Consider the following 18,921-nt stretch of genomic DNA (forward strand, 5'->3'; position numbering starts at 1 on the left):
TCGATTTGCTGTAATAAGAAACGGGGCTTCGGCCCCGTTTCTTATTGGTGCGCGCCTGCTTAGCGCGGATAGATCGCACCGAGCACGCGCTCGCCGGCAGCCCCGGTTACGGCCGCGAGATTGCCAGGTTCGCGTGCCACGCAGCGCATGGCGAGCCACGCGAAGGCGAGCGGCTCCACCTGATGCGGCGGGACGCCGAGCGCTTCGGTGGTCGTGACCGGTACGCCCGCCACACCGCCCGTTTCAAGCGCCTTTTGCAGCGCGGCCATCAATGCGGCATTGCGCGCGCCGCCGCCGCAGACATACACGGCACGGCAATCGCTTGCGTGACGCTCGATCTCGCGTGCCACGCTCACGGCGGTCAGGGCGACTAGCGTGGCCTGCACGTCGGCGGGTGTCAGCGATTCGAAGCCCTTGAGCTTGTCGTCGAGCCACTGGGCGTTGAAAAGATCGCGACCGGTGCTCTTGGGGGGCTGCTGTTCGAAGAACGGTTCGTCCAGCAGGGCATTCAGAAGCGGCTGATGCAGATTGCCGCTCGCGGCGAACTTGCCGTTCTCGTCGTAGGGCTTGCCAAGGTGCCGTTCGGCCCACAGGTCGAGCAGAGCGTTGGCCGGGCCGCAGTCGAAGCCACGCACGACGCCCGTCGACGAGAGCACCGTGATGTTGCTGATGCCGCCGAGGTTGCAGACCACGCGCGTTTCCTCCTGCGAACCGAACAGCGTCGCGTGGAACGCGGGCACGAGCGGTGCACCCTGGCCGCCCGAGGCGACGTCGCGGCTGCGGAAGTCGGCGATCACGTCGATATGCGTGAGTTCCGCAAGCAGCGCCGGGTTCTGGATCTGCACGGTGTAGCCTTTCTCCGGCCGATGCCGCACGGTCTGGCCGTGCGCGCCGATCGCGCGCACCTCGGCGGGAGGCACGGTACTTCCGCGCAGCAACTCGTGGCAGCACACCGCATAGCGGGCAGCCAGCGCGTTGCCGGCGAGCGCTTCGCGTTCGATCTCGTTCTCGCCGGGCTGCTGCAACGAAAAGAGCGCCTCGCGCAGCCCCTGTGCGAAGCCGACGAACGCCTCGGCCAGTACCACTGGCCGCTTGCCCGCCTCGAAGCGCACGGCAATGCCGTCCACGCCATCCATGCTCGTGCCCGACATCAGGCCGAAATACACGCCGTCGGCGGCGTGTGCGCTCTCGTTTCGTGCGTCGCGTGGCGCCACGTTGTGCTCCTTTATCAATGCAATTCAGTGCCCTGCGAGGCAATTATCGGCGTAATGCCTCTCGAGCGTAAGCCGAACGGCTGACTGCGCACCGGCGCGGGCGAGTCTGGCACCCAATTCCCGGTCCGAGGGCGGTGCAGCCTGGCTTCGCGCGCACAAACCGCAAACCTCGGCCCGGCGAGTCGAATCACGTAAAATTGCGGCCTAGACCCAGACTTAACGACAGAACCGATCGAAGCATGAGCAACGAGTCCACCTCCAGCAACGGCGCCAGCACCGGCGCAAAAGACGCCTTTCCGGTCACCGACGAAGTCCGTCACGCGCTCGCCGTCACGAAGCGCGGCGTGGACGAACTGCTGATCGAAGAAGAATTCGAGCAGAAGCTCGCCCGCAGCGCGGCCACCGGCAAGCCGCTGCGCATCAAGCTCGGCCTCGACCCGACCGCGCCCGACATCCACATCGGCCATACGGTCGTGCTCAACAAGATGCGCCAGCTGCAGGATCTCGGCCACAACGTGATCTTTCTGATCGGCGACTTCACTTCGCTCATCGGCGACCCGTCGGGCCGCAACGCCACGCGCCCGCCGCTCACACGCGAGCAGATCGAATCGAACGCGAAAACGTATTTCGAGCAGGCCGCGCTCGTGCTCGACCGCGAAAAGACCGAAATTCGCTACAACAGCGAATGGTCGATGCCGCTCGGCGCCGACGGCATGATCAAGCTGGCATCGCGCTACACGGTGGCGCGTATTCTCGAGCGCGAGGACTTCACCAGGCGCTTCCAGAGCGGCGTGCCCATTTCGATCCACGAATTCCTGTATCCGCTCATGCAGGGCTACGACTCGGTCGCGCTCAATGCGGACCTCGAGCTCGGCGGCACGGACCAGAAGTTCAACCTGCTCGTTGGCCGCGAACTGCAGAAGCAGTACGGCCAGGAGCAGCAGTGCATTCTCACGATGCCGCTGCTCGAAGGCCTCGACGGCGTCGAGAAGATGTCGAAGTCGAAGAACAACTACATTGGCATCAGCGAGAAGCCCAACGACATGTTCGGCAAGCTCATGAGCATTTCCGACGTGCTGATGTGGCGTTACTTCACGCTGCTCTCGTTCCGTCCGATGGACGAAATCGAAGGGTTCAAGCGCGAAATCGAAGCGGGCCGCAACCCGCGCGACTTCAAGGTGCTGCTCGCGCAGGAAATCGTCGCGCGCTTTCACTCGCAGGCCGACGCCGAGCGCGCGCTCGAAGACTTCAACCATCGCGCCAAGGGCGGCGTGCCGGACGACATTCCGTCGATCACGCTCGCGGGCGCGCCCCTCGCCATCGGCCAGTTGCTCAAGCAGGCGGGGCTCGTGCCGTCCACGAGCGAAGCGCTGCGCAACATCGAGCAGGGCGGTGTGAAGATCGACGGCGCCACCGTCTCCGACAAGGGCCTCAAGGTCGAAGCGGGCGAGTTCGTCGTGCAGGTGGGCAAGCGCCGCTTTGCGCGCGTGACGCTCACGGCATGATTGCGCTGATCCAGCGCGTGCGCCGCGCCGAAGTGCGCGTGGCGGACGGCGGCAGCGAGCGCGTGACCGGCGCGATCGGCCAGGGGCTGCTCGCGCTGGTTTGCGCGGAGCGCGGCGACACCGAGGCGAACGCCGACAAGCTGCTCGCGAAGCTTCTCGGCTACCGCGTGTTCAGCGACGCGGCGGGCAAGATGAACCTGAGCGTGCAGAATATCGACGGCAACGGCACCGCAGGCGGCCTGCTGCTCGTCTCGCAGTTCACGCTGGCGGCAGACACGAACAGCGGTCTGCGCCCGAGCTTCACGCCGGCCGCCCCGCCCGATGAGGGGCGGCGTCTGTTCGATTATTTCGTCGCCGCCGCGCGCGAGAAGCATACGAGCGTCGAGACGGGCGAGTTCGGCGCCGACATGCAGGTGTCGCTCGTCAACGACGGCCCCGTCACGTTCTGGCTGCAAGTGCGCAACTGAACCATGCGCTTTTGACTATGAACACGGAAATCCTCTTTATCCGCCACGGCGAAACGGACTGGAACCGCATCAAGCGCATCCAGGGCCATATTGACATTCCGCTCGCGGAAAGCGGCCTCGCGCAGGCGCAACAACTCGGCGCCCGGCTCGCGAACGAAGTGCAATCGGGTGCTCGGCTCGACGCAATCTGGTCGAGCGATTTGTTGCGCGCGCAACAGACGGCACAGCCCATTGCCGAAGCCCTGGGTCTGCCGATTCAACTCACCGAAGGGCTGCGCGAGCGCAACTATGGCGCGTTTCAGGGCCACGACAGCGACGAAATCGCCGAGCGCTTTCCGGACGAGTACGCGCACTGGCAAACGCGTGACCCAGGCTTTGCGCCGCCGGAAGGCGAGTCGCAGCGCGAGTTCTACCACCGTGTGCTGCACGCGCTCGAGCCGATCCTGGCCAGGCACCCGGGCGGCCGTATTGCGTGTGTCGCGCACGGCGGCGTGCTCGACTGCGTGTACCGCTTCGCGAACGGCCTCGCACTCGACGCGCCGCGTGCGTGGCCGCTCCTCAACACGAGTGTCAACGTCGTCGATTTCGAACGCGGCGAGTACGTGACGCAGGCGCGCGTCGTCGCATGGGGCGACGTGGTGCATCTGGGCGGCGTCAGCGCCGACGACGGCTTCAAGCGCACGCCCGAGGCGGGGCGCTAACCTGTCTTTTCAGGCAGCGCGGTGCCTGGCCGCGCTGTCCTGTTCTTCCTGCTATTCCCCTCCCTGCGCTGCTCCCGTGCCTCGCCAACGCTGCGGCCACATCGAATTCCTTTCCGCTTGCTTGCGGCTTCTTTCCAAAGCCCAACCAAAAAGTTAAGCGTCCTGCTAACATTTGCCCTACCTTTGGGCGCGCTGGCCACCGGGCTCCAGGCCCGGCCCTGCGTTGAAGAGGGACGCGCGCGCATGACAAGCGTGAGGCCGCGTGCCGAAGGTACGGGTATTCCAAGAAAACACGCAGGAGAAAGTTCAATGACGTTCAAGCTTCACAAGCTGCTGCCGGTGAGCGCAGCGGTCATGGCGCTCGCAGCGCTCTCGGCCAGCAACACGGCGTCGGCCGACCAGGTCGTCAAGATCGGCCACGTCGGTCCGCTCACGGGCGGTTCGGCCCACCTCGGCAAGGACAACGAGAACGGCGCGCGCCTCGCCATCGAGGAAATCAATGCCAAGGGCCTGACGATCGATGGCCAGAAGATCACGCTCGCGCTCGATGCCCAGGACGACGCCGCCGACCCGCGCCAGGCCACCCAGGTCGCGCAGAAGCTGGTAGACGACAAGGTCGTGGCGGTGATCGGCCATTTGAACTCGGGCGCATCGATCCCGGCATCGAAGATCTACAGCGACGCGGGGATCGTGCAGATCTCGCCGTCGTCGACCAATCCTTCGTACACGCAGCAGGGCTTCAAGACCACGTACCGCGTGGTCGCGACCGACGCCCAGCAAGGCCCTGCGCTCGCCGATTATGCGGCCAAGAGCCTGAACGTGAAGACCGTGGCTGTGGTCGACGACTCGACCGCCTATGGCCAGGGCCTCGCGAACGAGTTCGAGAAGACGGCGAAGTCGCTCGGCATGAAGGTGCTCTCGCACGACGCGACCAACGATAAGGCCGTCGATTTCCGCGCGATCCTCACGAAGATCAAGGGCGAGAACCCCGACGCCATCATGTACGGCGGCATGGACGCCACGGGCGGCCCGTTCGCAAAGCAGGCCCGCCAGCTCGGTCTGCGCGCGAAAGTGCTGTCGGGCGACGGCGTGTGCACGGAAAGCCTCGCGGACCTCGCGGGCGCGGCGACGGACAATATCGTCTGCTCGCAGGCCGGCATGGCGGTCGAGCGTATGAACGGCGGCGCGGCGTTCGCGGCGAAGTACCAAAAGCGCTTTGGTCACCCGATCGAATTCGATGCGCCGTTCACGTATGACGCGGTGTACATCGTCGTCGACGCGATGAAGCGCGCGAACGCCATCGACCACGCGAAGATCCTCGCGCAGATCCCGGGCACCGACTACAAGGGTGTGATTGGCGAGACGACCTTCGATTCGAAGGGCGACCTCAAGCACGGCGTGATCTCGCTCTACAACTACAAGGGCGGCAAGAAAACGCTGCTCGACGTGGTGAAGATGTAAGCACGCGGTCGCGCGCAGCCGCTTCGGCGCGCCGCACATGAAACGGCCAACCTGCGCAGGGTTGGCCGTTTTTTACTCCGTAGCGCTTATTTCGCGGCTTGCGCCGCGGCCCGCCGCCGCGCGCGTTTCGAGACGCCGTTGACGAGTGCCCAGCGCAAGACCGGCGCGACGGCGAGCATGCCGGGCTGCACCATGGCGCGGCGCGCGAAGGCGAACGAGTCGAAGCCGAGCATCTGCTGCGCAAAGGGCGGCAACAGGTCGATGCCTGCGTTCCTGATCAGCGCGCTAGCGGGGCGCATCCCCGGGCGCGGCGCGGGCGCTTGCATGAGCACGCGCACCACTTCGAACGTGCGGTCGCTCGCGACGAGTTCGGGCTGCATCGATTGCAGATACGCAGCGATTTCGGCGCGCGAGCGCGGCACCTTCGCAGCGCCGAGCAGTTCGGCAATGCGCGCGACTTCGGCGTAGTACTGATCCTGCATCCCACCGGGCAGCGCGGGATTCACGAAGCGCAAATACGCGCCGAGAAAACTCGAAACTTCGGCCACGTGCACCCAGGTCAGCAGCGCAGGATCGCTCGCGCGATAGGGACGGCCATCGGGTGCGGTGCCCGTCACGGCGAGGTGGATCCGTTTGACGCGCTCGATCAGCGCCAGCGCGTCGGCGCGGCTGCCGTAAGTGGTGCCGGCGATGAAGGTCGCGGTGCGCCGCAGCCGCCCGAGGATGTCGATGCGAAAGGTCGAATGGTCCCACACACCGGCGAGCGCGAGCGGATGCAGCGCCTGCAGCAGCAGCGCGCTGACGCCGCCCGCCATCATCGCGGCGAAATCGGCATGGACCTTCCAGCAAACGGCGTCGGGGCCGAAGAGGCCCGGGTCGCCCGGCGGATTCGAGTAATCGAGTTTCGGGCCGCTGCCCGTGGTGAGATGCGTGATGTTTTCGGCGAGCGTCATGCGCAGGCGGCGCACGAGCTGACCGGCAAGGCCGGTCGGTTCAGGCGCGTTGGGAGGAAGGCCGGCGTGATCGGACATCGTGCTCTCGCTCGCGCTGCGTTGGGGCTTGCGCGCCCTACGACGCGTCCGGTTCCCAGTCGCCGCCCGCCGACGCGTCGTCCGGCACCGTGAGGCCGAAGTGGCGGTAGCTCAGTTGCGTGGCTACGCGCCCGCGCGGCGTGCGCTGCAGATAGCCTTGCTGGATCAGGTACGGTTCGAGCACGTCCTCGATCGTGTCGCGTTCCTCGCCAATGGCGGCGGCAAGGTTGTCCACGCCCACCGGACCGCCGTCGAACTTGTGCAGGATGGCTTCGAGCAGCTTGCGGTCCATCAGGTCGAAGCCAACGGGATCGACGTCGAGCATGCGCAGCGCAGCGTCGGCGACCTTCGCGGTGATCGCGCCGTCGGCCTTCACCTCCGCGTAGTCGCGCACGCGGCGCAGCAGGCGGTTGGCGATACGCGGCGTGCCGCGCGAGCGGCGTGCGATTTCGAGCGCGCCGTCCGGGTGGATCTGCGCGCCGAGCAGCGAAGCCGAGCGCTGCACGATGCGCGAAAGCTCGCTGGCGCTGTAGAACTCGAGGCGCGAGACGATGCCGAAGCGGTCGCGCAGCGGGTTCGTGAGCATGCCCGCGCGCGTGGTCGCGCCCACCAGCGTGAACGGCTGGAGGTCGAGCTTCACGCTGCGCGCGGCCGGTCCTTCGCCGATCATGATGTCGATCTGGTAGTCCTCGAGCGCCGGATACAGGATTTCCTCGACGACCGGCGAGAGCCGGTGAATTTCATCGATGAAGAGCACGTCGTTGGCTTCGAGGTTGGTGAGCAGCGCCGCGAGATCGCCCGCGCGCTCCAGCACGGGGCCCGACGTCTGCCGCAGATTGACCCCCATTTCGCGCGCGATGATGTGCGCGAGCGTGGTCTTGCCGAGGCCCGGCGGGCCGAACAACAGCACGTGGTCGAGCGGTTCGGACCGGCGCTTCGCAGCCTCGATGAAGATCTCCAGCTGGCCGCGCACCTTTTCCTGGCCGACATATTCGTCGAGCTGGCGCGGGCGCAACGCGCGTTCGAACGCTTCCTCGTGAGTCGAGGCGGGCGTGGCGGCGATCACGCGGTCGGCGCCGGCGTGGTTGGCGGCGAGTTTGTCGGTTTCGATCATGCAGCGATTGTACCGCGCAGACTCTGCGGCGGCGGGGCCGCCCCGGGCATCACGATGGCACCGCAACTAACAGCCAGCCTCGAGCGTGCGCGAGGGCGATCAGGCCTTGGAGAGCGCCTTGAGCGCGAGCTTGATGCCTTCCGAAACGCCGGTGCCGGCGGGCACGTTCTTGATCGCGGCCAGCCCTTCCTTCTCCGAATAGCCGAGCGCAAGCAGCGCGTTGAGGATGTCGTTCGCGTGGTCGGAAGGCGAAGCGGCGGCGGCCATTGCGCCGAGGTCCGCGCCGAGCTTGCCCTTGAGTTCGAGCAGCAGGCGCTCGGCCGTTTTCTTGCCGATGCCGGGCACGCGCGTGAGACGCGCCGCGTCCTGCTGCGTGACCGCTTGCGCGAGGTCATTCACGCTCATGCCGGAAAGCACGGCGAGCGCCATGCGTGCACCGATGCCGCTGATCTTGAGCAGCTCGCGAAACGTCGAGCGCTCCTCATGCGAGCCGAAGCCGAAGAGCAGATGCGCGTCTTCGCGCACGATCATCTGCGTGAGCAACACGATTTTTTCGCCGGTGCCGGGCAGGTTGTAGAACGTGCTCATCGGCACGTCGACTTCGTAGCCGACGCCGTTGCAGTCGATGAGCAGGTGCGGCGGGTTCTTTTCCAGCAATACGCCGGCAATGCGACCGATCATGGCGGGTTCTGTGATGAGGGAAAGCTCAAGAGTGTAGCGGAGGGCAGGGCAGTCCGGAGCGCGCGGCCAGAACGTTCGCCGCCCGGCCAGGCGCATCGGCCACGTATTCAGCCTATCAACCGTCCGCGGCGTACCCGCATGCCCTTCTTCGCGAGCGCAGGCGCGAGCCCGCCGAGCGTGGCGAGCGCGTCGCCGCCGTGCGCGTGGCAGATCGCCATGCCGAGCGCGTCGGCGGCGTCGGTGCCGGGCGTGCCGGTGAGGGCGAGCAGGCGCACGACCATCTGCTGCATCTGTTCCTTGGTCGCGCGTCCGTAGCCCACCACGGCCTGCTTGAGCTGCAGCGCGGTGTACTCGGCCACCGGTACGCCGCCCGACACCAGCCCGCAGATGGCCGCGCCGCGCGCTTGCCCAAGCAGCAGGGTCGACTGCGGATTGACGTTGACGAAGACCTTTTCGATTGCGGCCTGGTCGGGCGCGTGCTGGCGGATCAGCGTGGAAACGCCCTCGAAGATGGTGCCGAGGCGCGTGGGCAGATCGGCATCGGCGGTGCGGATGACGCCGCTTGCGACGTACGTGAGCTGATGGCCGTGACGTTCGATCACGCCGAAGCCGGTGACGCGCAAGCCGGGGTCGATGCCGAGAATTCTCATGAAATGCGGGAAAGACGGATGTGCCTGCGATGGTACAACGAACGGCACAGATGCCGCGAGCCTTGAAGGCGCGGGCGAACGAGGCGCGCCGCGCAAAGAAAAAGCCCGCGAGACGCAAGTCCGGCGGGCTTTGCACAAGCGGCGCGTCACGTGCAGGTGACGCGCCGCACGCAACCAGTGCGGCGAAGATCAGTGACGGAAGTGGCGGATGCCCGTCATCACCATCGCGATGTTGTGCTCGTCGGCGGCGGCGATCACTTCGTCGTCGCGCATGGAACCGCCCGGCTGGATCACGCAGGTCGCGCCCGCGTTCACCACCACGTCGAGGCCGTCGCGGAACGGGAAGAACGCGTCCGAGGCGACTGCCGTGCCCGCGAGCTTGAGGCCCGCGTTTTCGGCCTTGATGCTGGCGATGCGCGCCGAGTCCACGCGGCTCATCTGGCCCGCGCCCACGCCCATCGTCATGCCGTTCGCGCAGAACACGATGGCGTTCGACTTCACGAACTTCGCGACGCGCCATGCGAACAGCAGGTCGTCCATTTCCTTCGGCGTCGGATGGCGCTTCGTCACCACGCGCAGTTCGTGCGGCTGCACGTTCTTCGCGTCGAGCGATTGCACGAGCAGGCCGCCGCCCACGCGCTTCAGATCGAATGCGTTATGGCCGTCGCCCAGCGCGATCTCGAGCAGACGCACGTTCTGCTTCGCGGCGAACACGGCCTTCGCGGCTTCCGAGAACGACGGCGCGATCAGCACTTCGACGAACTGCTTGGCGACAGCCTGCGCCGCGGCTTCGTCCACTTCGCGGTTGAACGCGATGATGCCGCCGAACGCCGAGGTCGGGTCGGTCTGGAACGCCTTCGAGTAGGCTTCGAGCGCGTTCGCGCCGATCGCCACGCCGCATGGATTCGCGTGCTTGATGATCACGCACGCCGGTGCGTCGAACGTCTTCACGCATTCCCATGCCGCGTCCGAGTCGGCGATGTTGTTGTACGACAGTTCCTTGCCCTGCAGTTGCGTGTAGTTCGCGAGCGCGCCGGCGGGCGTCGTGAGGTCGCGGTAGAACGCGGCGCTCTGGTGCGGGTTTTCGCCGTAGCGCAGGTCCTGGACCTTGTCGAACGCGAGGTTCAGCACGGCCGGGTAGGTGTTGCGCGACTTGTGCTCGAGCGCTTCGGTGAGGCTCGTGAGGTAATTCGTGATCGCGCCGTCGTATTGCGCCGTGTGCGAGAACACCTTGGTCGCGAGGCGGAAGTTCGTGGCATAGCTCACGCTGTTGCCGTTCGCGCGCATTTCTTCCAGCACTCTCGCGTAGTCGGCCGGGTCGACCACCACGGTCACGTCGCGATGGTTCTTCGCCGCCGAGCGCAGCATGGTCGGGCCGCCGATATCGATGTTCTCGATTGCGTCTTCGAGCGAGCACTCTTCCTTCGAGATCGTCTGGACGAACGGGTAGAGGTTCACGACGAGCAGGTCGATCGTCGGGATGTCGTGCTTTTCGAGCGCGGCCATGTGCTCGGGCAGGTCGCGGCGCGCGAGGATGCCGCCGTGCACCTTCGGGTGCAGCGTTTTCACGCGCCCATCGAGCATTTCCGGGAAGCCGGTGTAGTCGGCCACTTCGGTGACGGAAAGGCCCGCGTCCGCGAGCAGTTTCGCGGTGCCGCCGGTCGAGAGGATCTTGACGCCGAGGTCCGACAGCGACTTCGCGAAGTCGACGATGCCGGCCTTATCGGAAACGGAGATGAGCGCTTGCCTGATCATGATGGGTAACGAGGTAGATTGCCGAGAGATCGAGGGGGCTGCGCCGAAGGTCCAGAAAAACGCAGCGGCGTTACAGCAGGCCGTGCTGCTGGAGCTTCTTGCGCAGCGTGTTGCGGTTGATGCCGAGATACTCGGCGGCGAGCGACTGATTGCCGCCTGCCTGCTCGAGCACCACCTCGAGCATCGGTTTTTCGACGCACGCCATCACCATTTCGTAGACGTCGTGCGGATTGCTGCCGTCGAGGTCCTGGAAGTAGATGCCAAGGCTCTCGCGGACGGATTGTTCGATGTTGTGCTTGCTCATGCTGCCAGTCGATCGGTTGATTCGTCGCTGCCGTCGCTGTCGTTGTTCTCGTCGTCGACGTAGACGAGGCGCTCGGAGCGCGCCTTCTGTTCGTCGAAGAACTGATTGACGGCGACGAGCTGCTCGCGCGTGGTGTCCAGCGTATTCATGCGGTGCCGGAACGTATTGGCGCCACAAAGGCCGCGAGTGTACCAGCCGATATGCTTGCGCGCAGTACGCACGCCCGTAAATTCACCGTAAAAAGCGTAGTGGTCCTCCAGATGCTCGTTCATGATCGACTGGATTTCGTCTACGCGCGGGGCCGGCAGCTGCTCGCCCGTCGCCAGGAAATGCTCGATTTCGCGGAACAGCCACGGGCGCCCCTGCGCCGCGCGGCCGATCATGATGGCGTCGGCGCCCGTGAGTGCGAGGACCTCGCGCGCCTTTTGCGGCGACGTAATGTCGCCGTTCGCGACCACCGGAATGCGCGCGGCGGCCTTCACCGCGGCAATCGTTTCGTACTCCGCTTCACCGTGATAGAGATCGGCGCGCGTGCGGCCATGCACGGTGAGCATGGCAATGCCGCTTTCTTCGGCAATGCGCGCGATGGTAAGTGCGTTGCGGTTGTCGCGGTCCCAACCCGTGCGGATCTTGAGCGTGACGGGCACGGCGTCGGGACCCACGCCCACGGCGTCGACCACGGCCTTGACGATGCGCGCGACGAGCGGCTCGTTCTGCAAGAGCGCCGAGCCGGCCGCGACGTTGCAGACCTTCTTGGCCGGGCAGCCCATGTTGATGTCGATGATCTGCGCGCCGTTCGCGACGTTGTAGCGCGCGGCTTCGGCCATCATTTCCGGATCGGCCCCGGCGATCTGCACCGAAATGGGTTCCACTTCGCCCGCGTGATTGGCGCGGCGCATGGTCTTTTCGCTCTTCCAGAGCTGCGCGTTGGACGCGACCATTTCGGAGACCGCATAGCCCGCGCCGAGGCGCTTGCACAGCTGGCGGAACGGCCTGTCCGTGACACCCGCCATAGGGGCGACGAACAGGTTGTTACGCAAGGTGTGACGGCCGATAGTGAACATGACGCGCGGGCGAGGCCGGTACCGCGACCCGGATGGCAATCCGGCCGGCGCGGCGATCGGCGTGAACTTGAAAAAGGGGAAACGCATATTTTAGCGTAAGCGGGATGCGAGGTCGCGCTGCGCGGACCCTGGTCTTGTCCCGGGGCGGCGTTGCCGCGCTCAAAGAAAAGCGATGCGACCCTTAGTTCGCCTCAACTCCGCTGCCCGAACATCATCTGCCGCGCGAGCGCCGTCTTCACGGGCGGTGCGAATTCGAGCGCCGTGAGCGCGAGCCCGCGCAGCGTGGCGAGTGGGCCGAAATCGACGGTGAACAAGCGGGCGAGCGTATCCGTCGCGCCGATCGTCATGCGGCGGTCGAACGCGCGACGGCCGGCGAACTCGGCGAGTGCGCGCGGCGTGGCACCGTGCTGCGCGAGCGAATCGGCGAGCGCGTGGGCGTCGCGCAGACCGAGATTGAGACCCTGGCCCGCCACGGGATGCAGTGTTTGGGCCGCATTGCCGACCGCCGCGATGCGGCCGTGGCCGCAAACGAGGGCGTCGAGCGCGTTCAGGCCGAGCGCAAAGGCCGCGCGGCCGTGAACATGCGTGAAGCGGCCCATGCGCGCCCCGAACGCCACGCCGAGTTCGGCGAGGAAATCGGCGTCCGAAAGCTGCGCGCGGCGCTCGGCCTGCGCCGGGGAGCAGCACCACACCAGCGCGTAATCCGCGCCGCGCACGCCGCCCATCGGCAGGAGCGCGATCGGGCCTTCGCTCGTGAAGCGCTCCCACGCGACGTGCGGTTGCGGGGCAGCTAGCGTCACCACGCCGACCAGCGCCGTTTGCCCGTAGTCGCGCGTCCGTTTGGTTTCGGCGGCCGGCAGTGCGGCCTTGGCATCGGCTTCGTCGGCCTCTTCTGCATCGTCTTGCGCGTCGCGTGGCGGCGGCGTGCGATACAGGCCGCCCTCGGCGTTCACGAGGATACGCGTGCGCAGATGGCGCTCGACGCCCGCGCTCACGACCGGCAGCGTCACGCCGTCGTTCTCCACGACGGGATCGTGCGCCTGCGTGTGATGCAGCCAGTGCACCCGCGTGCCGCGCACGGCCTGCGCAAGCGCCTGAACGATCGCGCCGTAGCGCGCCACGTAGCCGAGCGCGGGCAAGTCGTAATCGTGGCGGTCGATCAGCGTGCGCCCGAAATGGCCGCGCTGCGAAACATGGATGCGCTCGATGGGCGTCGCGTCGTGCGGCCACGCGAGCGCTTCGAGCAGCGTGCGGCTGCCCTGCGAAACGGCGATGGCGCGCGGATCGCCGGCGCTGTCCTCGGGTTCGCGCGCGTCGATCAGCGCAATCGAGAGCCCTTGCGTGGCGCTGCGCCGCGCGAGCCAACCTGCGAGCGCGAGACCTACCGGCCCCGCGCCGACGATCGTCACATCGTGGTCGAATTGAGCGGGCGCGTTCGCGCCGGTGGGAGTGTCGTTCGCGCTGCCGGAAACTGCGTTCATGTCGTTTGCTTCGCTTCGTGTGGAATCTTCGCGTCTGCGTTTCCGTCTGCGTCAGGCGCCGCGTTGCGCGCCCTGCATGAGCGCTTCGATTTCATCGGCGGCAACGGGCACGCCGCGCGTGATCAGCTCGCAGCCCGTTTCGGTGACGATGGCGTCGTCCTCGATGCGGATGCCGATGTCCCAGTAGCGCTCGGGCACGTCCTCGGCCGCGCGGATGTAGAGACCCGGCTCGATCGTGAGCGTCATGCCGGCGCGCAGCGTGCGCCACGGCGGCGGGGCGTCGGGCTTGTCTGCGCTTGCCTTAACGCCACGTTCGCCGCGTTCCCTGTAGTCGCCCGCGTCGTGCACATCCATGCCGAGCCAGTGCCCGGTGCGATGCATATAGAAGCGCGCGTAGGCGCGCTCGGTAATCACGTCGTCGACGCTCGCAAAGCGCTGCCGGTCGATGATGCCGGTATCGAGCAGCCCCTGCGCGAGTACGCGCACCGCGGCATCATGCGGCGCCTCGAAATTCACGCCGGCGCGCGTGGCGTCGATCGCGGCCTGCTGCGCGGCGAGGACGATGTCGTACAGCTCGCGTTGCGCGCTCGTGAAGCGGCCGCTCGCGGGGAAGGTGCGGGTGATGTCCGAGGCATAGCCGTTCAACTCGCACGCGGCGTCGATCAGCACGAGGTCGCCTTCGCGCGCCACCGCGTTGCCCGCTGGGTAGTGCAGCACGCACGCGTTCGCGCCTGCCGCGACGATCGAGCCGTAGGCGGGCGCCTGCGCGCCGTGCTTGCGGAACGTGTAGAGCAACTCCGCCTCGATCTCGTACTCGCGCATGCCGGGCCGGCATGTCTGCATCGCGCGAACGTGCGCGAGCGCCGAAATTTTTGCGGCGCGGCGCATCGTGTCGAGTTCGTGCGCATCCTTGATCACGCGCATGTCGTCGAGCAGCGGCAGCAGGTCGTACGCGGCGGCCGGCGCCGTGACGCCGCTGCGCCCCTGCGCGCGCACCGCGTCGATCCAGCGCTTCACCTGCGCGTCGAAGCGATCGGAGGCCGCGAGCGCGTAGTGCAGCGCCGGACGGTTGGCGATGAACTGCGGGATGCGCGCATCGAGTTCGTCGGCAGGAAACGCGGCGTCGAAGCCAAACGCTTCGCGCGCGGCGTCCGGACCGAAGCGAAAGCCTTCCCACGTTTCGCGCTCAACGTTCTTCGCGCGGCAGAACAGAATGGCGGCGGGCTGGTTCTCGCCCGCGTTCGCGTCGAGCACGAGCAGCGCCTCGGGCTCGGTGAAGCCGGTGAGGTAGTAGAAGTAGCTGTCGTGCCGATACGGATAGTCCGCGTCGCGATTGCGCAGCGCTTCGGGCGCGGTCGGCACGAGCGCGACACCGCCGCCCTGCGCACGCAGCGCTGCAAGCACACGTTCGCGGCGCGCGCGATAGAGCGCCGCGCCGCCGTCGGGGCCGCGCTGCATGTCGGCTGCGTCGGCCACGCTGGCCGCAGGTTGGGCTTCGCTCGAGGCGGCCGGGGCGCTTTGCTTGAGGGTCGAGTCCATCGTGAGATTGTAGCGCTGGCTACAAAGGCGCGCGCTGGCTCGCGGTGACCCCACCCGCGCGCCGCTATGGCCGGGTGTTGTCTCTTGCTGACATCATTTGTAGGAAAAATCCTGCACTGCAACAGACGGCGCGTCAGAAAATTACGAATCCAACGTATACTTCGGCCGGATTCCAGAAAAGGCAGGTGGTATGAAACTTATCGGTTCGCTCGGCAGCCCGTATGTCCGCAAGGCGCGGATCACGCTCGCCGAAAAGAAAATCGACTACAAGCTGGTGCTCGAAAACGTGTGGGGCGAGGAAACGGCGATTCACGATTTCAACCCGCTCGGCAAGGTTCCGTGTCTCGTGATGGATGACGGCGAGGCCGTGTTCGACTCGCGCGTGATCTGCGAGTACGTCGACATGCTCTCGCCCGTGGCCAAGCTCATTCCGCCCGCAGGACGTGAGCGCATTGAAGTGCGTTGCTGGGAGGCGCTCGCCGACGGGATGCTCGACGCCACCGTGCTGATCCGCCTCGAAGGCACGCAGCGCACGCCGGAACAGCGCAACGAGGCGTGGGTGAAGCGCCAGGAGCGCAAGATCCACGAGAGCCTCGCCGCGATGGCCAAGGGGCTCGACGGCAACCCGTGGTGCGCGGGCAACCGCTACACGATCGCGGATATCGCCGTGGGCTGCGCACTCGGCTATCTCGACTTCCGCATGCCGGAGCTGAACTGGCGCGAGGCGCATCCGAATCTCGCGCGCCACTTCGAGAAGCTTTCGCAGCGTCAATCGTTCGTCGACACGGTGCCGCAAGGCTGACGTCCAGCTGATCTGCTGAGTGACTTAAACAAAACGCCCGACGGCATGGTGTGCCGTCGGGCGTTTTCGTTCAAGCCGCGGATCGTCTTCCTCAGACGATCTTTTCCTCGGCCGGCGCGAACGAATCGCTGCGTGCAACCGGCCACCACTTCTCGTACAGCTGATAGCGATAGCGGCCTTCGAGCAGATCGCCGGGCTTCAGGTACTTGAGCAGTTCCGACATCAGCTTCACTTCATACGACGACACGCGCCGCACGATGTGATGCGCGCGCAGATCCGATGGGCTCGCGAGACCCGCGGCCTGAATCAGCTCCTGCAGCGCGTGCAGCGTGTTGTGGTGGAAGTTGAAGACGCGCTCGCCCTTGTCCGGCACGTTCAGCGCGCGCTGGCGCACGGGGTCTTGCGTGGCGACGCCGGTGGGGCAGCGGTCCGAGTGGCACTTCTGCGCCTGGATGCAGCCCACGGCGAACATGAAGCCGCGCGCCGAATTCACCCAGTCCGCGCCGATTGCGAGCGTGCGCGCGATATCGAACGCCGTGATGATCTTGCCGCTCGCACCGATCCTGATCTTGTCGCGCAGGCCGATGCCCACGAGCGTGTTGTGCACGAGAAGCAGCCCTTCCTGCAGGGGCGTGCCGATGTGATCGGTGAACTCGAGCGGCGCTGCGCCCGTGCCGCCTTCCGCGCCGTCCACGACGATGAAGTCGGGCAGGATGCCGGTTTCCAGCATCGCCTTGGCGATGCCGAAAAACTCCCACGGATGGCCGATGCACAGCTTGAAGCCCGTCGGTTTGCCGCCCGAGAGCTTGCGCAGGCGCTCGATGAATTCGAGCAGGCCGCGCGGCGTGGAGAACTCCGAGTGGCGCGCAGGCGAGACGCAATCCTTGCCGATGGGAATGCCGCGCGTTTCGGCGATCTCGGGCGTGACCTTGGCCGCGAGCAGCATGCCGCCGTGGCCAGGCTTCGCGCCTTGCGAGAGCTTCACCTCGATCATCTTCACCTGCGGCTCGTTCGCGAGGCGCTGGAATTTATCGGCGCTGAAGGTGCCGTCGTCGTTGCGGCAGCCGAAGTAGCCCGAGGCGATCTCCCAGATGATGTCGCCGCCATTTTCGCGGTGATATTTCGACATCGAGCCTTCGCCGGTGTCGTGCGCGAAGCCGCCTTTCTTCGCGCCCATATTGAGCGCGCGGATGGCATTCGCGGACAGCGCGCCGAAGCTCATCGCCGAGATGTTGAAGATCGACATCGAGTACGGTTGCGCGCGGTTGGCGCCCACGAGCACGCGGAAGTCGCTGCCCGCGAGCTTCGTCGGCGCGAGCGAATGGCTGATCCACTCGTGGCCCACGGCCTTTACGTCGAGTTCGGTGCCGTACGGGCGGCTGTCCACAGCGTTCTTCGCGCGTTGGTAGACGAGGCTGCGCTGGGCGAGCGAGAACGGCCTTTCGTCGGTGTCGTCCTCGACGAAGTACTGGCGGATCTCGGGCCGCACGAACTCGAACAGGAAGCGCAGATGACCCCAGATCGGGTAGTTGCGCAGGATCGCGTGGCGCTCCTGGAACATGTCGTAGAGGCCGAGCGCGACGAGCAGCGCGGGCACGATCATGCAGTACCACGACAGGCGATGGAGCGCGGCAGCGGCGGCACAGGCCGCGAGCAGCAGCACCGCGCCCCACATGGCGAGATAACGTCGGGAAAACATTGGGGGGAACTCCTCGAACTTGATGTAATGCGCGCGCCTGCTCTCCTCTTGTGAAGGGGCGGCGCGCGTGAGCCGCGCGATTGCTGGGCGCGGCTTGCGGGAATGATGCCGCAAGTTCGTGAAACTGGCAGGCAAGCGGGCAGTGTCGTTCGAGCGGCCTGTGGGAGGCGTCGAAAGTCGGATAAAAAACGCGGCGCCCAGGGCGCCGCGCGGTGTTTTCTTACGTTTTGCCTGACGCAGCTTGCGTCACGCGGCCGTCGCCGCAGCAGGCTTCTTGCGCGGGACGCGCTTCCTTTTCTTCGGCGCTTCGGGCGGCAGCACGGCGGGCACGTGCGGCGCGAGCGTCGTTACCGCCTCGACGATGCCACCACCCAGGCAAACGTCGCCGTCGTAGAGCACCGCCGACTGGCCGGGCGTCACGGCCCACTGCGCGTCGGGAAAGCGCAGCGTGAACTGGCCCGCGCCGAATTCGTCTGCGGTATGGAACGAGCAGGGCGCATCGGCCTGGCGATAGCGCGTTTTCGCGCCGCATGCATGGTCCTGCGCCGGCGGCTCGCCCGCCACCCAGCTCACGTTGCCTGCGCGCAGCTCGTGCGCGAGCAGCCACGGATGATCGTGGCCCTGCACGACGTAGAGCGTGTTCGAGGCCATGTCCTTGCCCGCCACGAACCACGGATCGCCGCTGCCGTCCTTGCTGCCGCCAAGGCCAATGCCCTTGCGTTGCCCGAACGTGTAGAACGCGAGGCCGATATGCTCGCCGACCACCTTGCCGTCGGGCGTCATCATCGGGCCGGGTTGGGTCGGCAGATAGCGGTTGAGGAAGTCGCGGAACGGCCGCTCGCCGATGAAGCAGATTCCTGTGGAATCCTTCTTTTTCGCGTTCGGCAGGCCGATCTTTTCGGCGATCTCGCGCACCTTCGTTTTGGGGATCTCGCCGAGCGGGAACATCGTCTTCGAAAGCTGCGCCTGGTTCAGGCGATGCAGGAAGTACGACTGATCTTTCGTGTGGTCGAGCGCCTTCAGCAGTTCGAAGCTTCCGTTGCCCTCGTTCTGGCGCACGCGGGCGTAGTGGCCCGTGGCGATCGTTTCCGCGCCGAGCGACATGGCGTGGTCGAGAAAGGCCTTGAACTTGATCTCGGCGTTGCACAGCACGTCCGGGTTCGGCGTGCGCCCCGCGGAATACTCGCGCAGGAACTCCGCGAACACGCGGTCCTTGTATTCGGCGGCGAAGTTCACGGCCTCGACGTCGATGCCGATCAGGTCCGCGACCGACACCACGTCGATCCAGTCCTGACGCGTCGAGCAGTACTCGCCGTCGTCGTCGTCTTCCCAGTTCTTCATGAAGAGACCGACGACGTCGAATCCCTGCTCCTTGAGCAGCCATGCGGTAACCGACGAATCGACGCCGCCCGACATGCCTACTACGACCTTACGTTTGCTCATTTCGTTGCTG

The 18,921-nt window shown here is 66.2% G+C and carries 17 protein-coding genes; 5 read left to right on the plus strand and 12 right to left on the minus strand.

Going from position 1 to position 18,921, the window contains the following annotated elements:
* Positions 1–59 precede the first annotated feature (59 nt).
* Entirely contained in the window at positions 60–1,214 is a 1,155-nt protein-coding gene (locus tag AB4Y36_RS18150) for an anhydro-N-acetylmuramic acid kinase (protein WP_368683737.1), read from the minus strand.
* 239 nt (positions 1,215–1,453) lie between these two features.
* Here AB4Y36_RS18150 and tyrS point away from each other — a divergent pair, with 239 nt between their 5' ends.
* The 4 genes from tyrS to AB4Y36_RS18170 all read left to right on the plus strand — a co-directional run bounded on the left by tyrS (position 1,454) and on the right by AB4Y36_RS18170 (position 5,348).
* Complete coding sequence (tyrS, locus tag AB4Y36_RS18155) at positions 1,454–2,719, plus strand: tyrosine--tRNA ligase (RefSeq protein WP_342947650.1); 1,266 nt, start codon at positions 1,454–1,456, stop codon at positions 2,717–2,719.
* Positions 2,716–3,186: a D-aminoacyl-tRNA deacylase gene (gene dtd, locus AB4Y36_RS18160; RefSeq protein ID WP_342947651.1), complete on the plus strand. Its 471-nt coding sequence runs from the start codon at positions 2,716–2,718 to the stop codon at positions 3,184–3,186. The genes tyrS and dtd overlap by 4 nt, the downstream gene beginning before the upstream one ends.
* 17 nt (positions 3,187–3,203) lie before the next feature.
* Complete coding sequence (locus AB4Y36_RS18165) at positions 3,204–3,887, plus strand: histidine phosphatase family protein (protein ID WP_069268443.1); 684 nt, start codon at positions 3,204–3,206, stop codon at positions 3,885–3,887.
* 309 nt (positions 3,888–4,196) lie between these two features.
* Positions 4,197–5,348, plus strand: coding sequence for a branched-chain amino acid ABC transporter substrate-binding protein (locus AB4Y36_RS18170; RefSeq protein WP_342947653.1), 1,152 nt, complete (start codon positions 4,197–4,199; stop codon positions 5,346–5,348).
* A gap of 86 nt (positions 5,349–5,434) precedes the next feature.
* Here AB4Y36_RS18170 and AB4Y36_RS18175 read toward each other — a convergent pair whose 3' ends face one another.
* The 9 genes from AB4Y36_RS18175 to AB4Y36_RS18215 form a co-directional block, all read right to left on the minus strand.
* Positions 5,435–6,379: an oxygenase MpaB family protein gene (locus AB4Y36_RS18175; protein ID WP_368683738.1), complete on the minus strand. Its 945-nt coding sequence runs from the start codon at positions 6,377–6,379 to the stop codon at positions 5,435–5,437.
* A 37-nt stretch (positions 6,380–6,416) separates the two neighbouring features.
* Positions 6,417–7,493, minus strand: coding sequence for a Holliday junction branch migration DNA helicase RuvB (gene ruvB, locus AB4Y36_RS18180; protein ID WP_368683739.1), 1,077 nt, complete (start codon positions 7,491–7,493; stop codon positions 6,417–6,419).
* A 99-nt stretch (positions 7,494–7,592) separates the two neighbouring features.
* On the minus strand, positions 7,593–8,174 hold the full coding sequence (gene ruvA, locus AB4Y36_RS18185; protein ID WP_069268447.1) for a Holliday junction branch migration protein RuvA: 582 nt from the start codon (positions 8,172–8,174) through the stop codon (positions 7,593–7,595).
* Between the two features lie 107 nt (positions 8,175–8,281).
* A complete protein-coding gene (gene ruvC, locus AB4Y36_RS18190) occupies positions 8,282–8,824 on the minus strand; it encodes a crossover junction endodeoxyribonuclease RuvC (RefSeq protein ID WP_028201962.1) in 543 nt (180 codons plus the stop codon).
* A 189-nt stretch (positions 8,825–9,013) separates the two neighbouring features.
* Entirely contained in the window at positions 9,014–10,579 is a 1,566-nt protein-coding gene (purH, locus tag AB4Y36_RS18195) for a bifunctional phosphoribosylaminoimidazolecarboxamide formyltransferase/IMP cyclohydrolase (RefSeq protein ID WP_368605670.1), read from the minus strand.
* Between the two features lie 70 nt (positions 10,580–10,649).
* Positions 10,650–10,883, minus strand: coding sequence for a Fis family transcriptional regulator (locus AB4Y36_RS18200; protein ID WP_028216158.1), 234 nt, complete (start codon positions 10,881–10,883; stop codon positions 10,650–10,652).
* The gene (gene dusB, locus AB4Y36_RS18205; RefSeq protein ID WP_342947656.1) at positions 10,880–11,947 is read right to left on the minus strand and encodes a tRNA dihydrouridine synthase DusB; all 1,068 of its coding nucleotides are present in this window, start codon (positions 11,945–11,947) and stop codon (positions 10,880–10,882) included. Before dusB ends, AB4Y36_RS18200 begins: the two co-directional genes overlap by 4 nt.
* A gap of 191 nt (positions 11,948–12,138) precedes the next feature.
* On the minus strand, positions 12,139–13,428 hold the full coding sequence (locus tag AB4Y36_RS18210) for a UbiH/UbiF/VisC/COQ6 family ubiquinone biosynthesis hydroxylase (RefSeq protein WP_368683740.1): 1,290 nt from the start codon (positions 13,426–13,428) through the stop codon (positions 12,139–12,141).
* A gap of 51 nt (positions 13,429–13,479) precedes the next feature.
* On the minus strand, positions 13,480–14,886 hold the full coding sequence (locus AB4Y36_RS18215; RefSeq protein ID WP_069268473.1) for an aminopeptidase P N-terminal domain-containing protein: 1,407 nt from the start codon (positions 14,884–14,886) through the stop codon (positions 13,480–13,482).
* 271 nt (positions 14,887–15,157) lie between these two features.
* On the opposite strand from AB4Y36_RS18215, the gene AB4Y36_RS18220 reads away from it, so the two are divergent.
* Positions 15,158–15,769 (plus strand): glutathione S-transferase C-terminal domain-containing protein, encoded by a 612-nt coding sequence (locus AB4Y36_RS18220; protein ID WP_069268450.1) that lies wholly within the window; start codon positions 15,158–15,160, stop codon positions 15,767–15,769.
* 91 nt (positions 15,770–15,860) lie between these two features.
* On the opposite strand, the gene AB4Y36_RS18225 is transcribed toward AB4Y36_RS18220, so the two are convergent.
* A complete protein-coding gene (locus tag AB4Y36_RS18225; RefSeq protein WP_368683741.1) occupies positions 15,861–17,468 on the minus strand; it encodes an FMN-binding glutamate synthase family protein in 1,608 nt (535 codons plus the stop codon).
* A 246-nt stretch (positions 17,469–17,714) separates the two neighbouring features.
* Positions 17,715–18,911 carry a tRNA 2-thiouridine(34) synthase MnmA gene (mnmA, locus tag AB4Y36_RS18230; protein ID WP_368683742.1) on the minus strand — a complete coding sequence of 399 codons (1,197 nt, stop codon included), beginning with the start codon at positions 18,909–18,911 and terminating at the stop codon, positions 17,715–17,717.
* Between the last annotated feature and the right edge of the window lie 10 nt (positions 18,912–18,921).

This window comes from Paraburkholderia sp. BR10936 (assembly GCF_040965735.1).
Lineage (GTDB): Bacteria > Pseudomonadota > Gammaproteobacteria > Burkholderiales > Burkholderiaceae > Paraburkholderia > Paraburkholderia nodosa_A.

Excerpts from the sequence above, each read along its gene's own strand:
- AB4Y36_RS18225 (WP_368683741.1), bottom strand. The coding sequence starts at position 17,468 with ATGTTTTCCCGACGTTATCTCGCCATGTGGGGCGCGGTGCTGCTGCTC.
- AB4Y36_RS18200 (WP_028216158.1), bottom strand. The coding sequence starts at position 10,883 with ATGAGCAAGCACAACATCGAACAATCCGTCCGCGAGAGCCTTGGCATC.
- AB4Y36_RS18165 (WP_069268443.1), top strand. The coding sequence starts at position 3,204 with ATGAACACGGAAATCCTCTTTATCCGCCACGGCGAAACGGACTGGAAC.
- AB4Y36_RS18215 (WP_069268473.1), bottom strand. The coding sequence starts at position 14,886 with ATGCAGCGCGGCCCCGACGGCGGCGCGGCGCTCTATCGCGCGCGCCGC.
- dtd (WP_342947651.1), top strand. The coding sequence starts at position 2,716 with ATGATTGCGCTGATCCAGCGCGTGCGCCGCGCCGAAGTGCGCGTGGCG.
- AB4Y36_RS18210 (WP_368683740.1), bottom strand. The coding sequence starts at position 13,428 with ATGAACGCAGTTTCCGGCAGCGCGAACGACACTCCCACCGGCGCGAAC.
- ruvC (WP_028201962.1), bottom strand. The coding sequence starts at position 8,824 with ATGAGAATTCTCGGCATCGACCCCGGCTTGCGCGTCACCGGCTTCGGC.
- purH (WP_368605670.1), bottom strand. The coding sequence starts at position 10,579 with ATGATCAGGCAAGCGCTCATCTCCGTTTCCGATAAGGCCGGCATCGTC.
- AB4Y36_RS18170 (WP_342947653.1), top strand. The coding sequence starts at position 4,197 with ATGACGTTCAAGCTTCACAAGCTGCTGCCGGTGAGCGCAGCGGTCATG.
- dusB (WP_342947656.1), bottom strand. The coding sequence starts at position 11,947 with ATGTTCACTATCGGCCGTCACACCTTGCGTAACAACCTGTTCGTCGCC.
- ruvB (WP_368683739.1), bottom strand. The coding sequence starts at position 7,493 with ATGATCGAAACCGACAAACTCGCCGCCAACCACGCCGGCGCCGACCGC.
- tyrS (WP_342947650.1), top strand. The coding sequence starts at position 1,454 with ATGAGCAACGAGTCCACCTCCAGCAACGGCGCCAGCACCGGCGCAAAA.
- AB4Y36_RS18175 (WP_368683738.1), bottom strand. The coding sequence starts at position 6,379 with ATGTCCGATCACGCCGGCCTTCCTCCCAACGCGCCTGAACCGACCGGC.
- mnmA (WP_368683742.1), bottom strand. The coding sequence starts at position 18,911 with ATGAGCAAACGTAAGGTCGTAGTAGGCATGTCGGGCGGCGTCGATTCG.
- ruvA (WP_069268447.1), bottom strand. The coding sequence starts at position 8,174 with ATGATCGGTCGCATTGCCGGCGTATTGCTGGAAAAGAACCCGCCGCAC.
- AB4Y36_RS18220 (WP_069268450.1), top strand. The coding sequence starts at position 15,158 with ATGAAACTTATCGGTTCGCTCGGCAGCCCGTATGTCCGCAAGGCGCGG.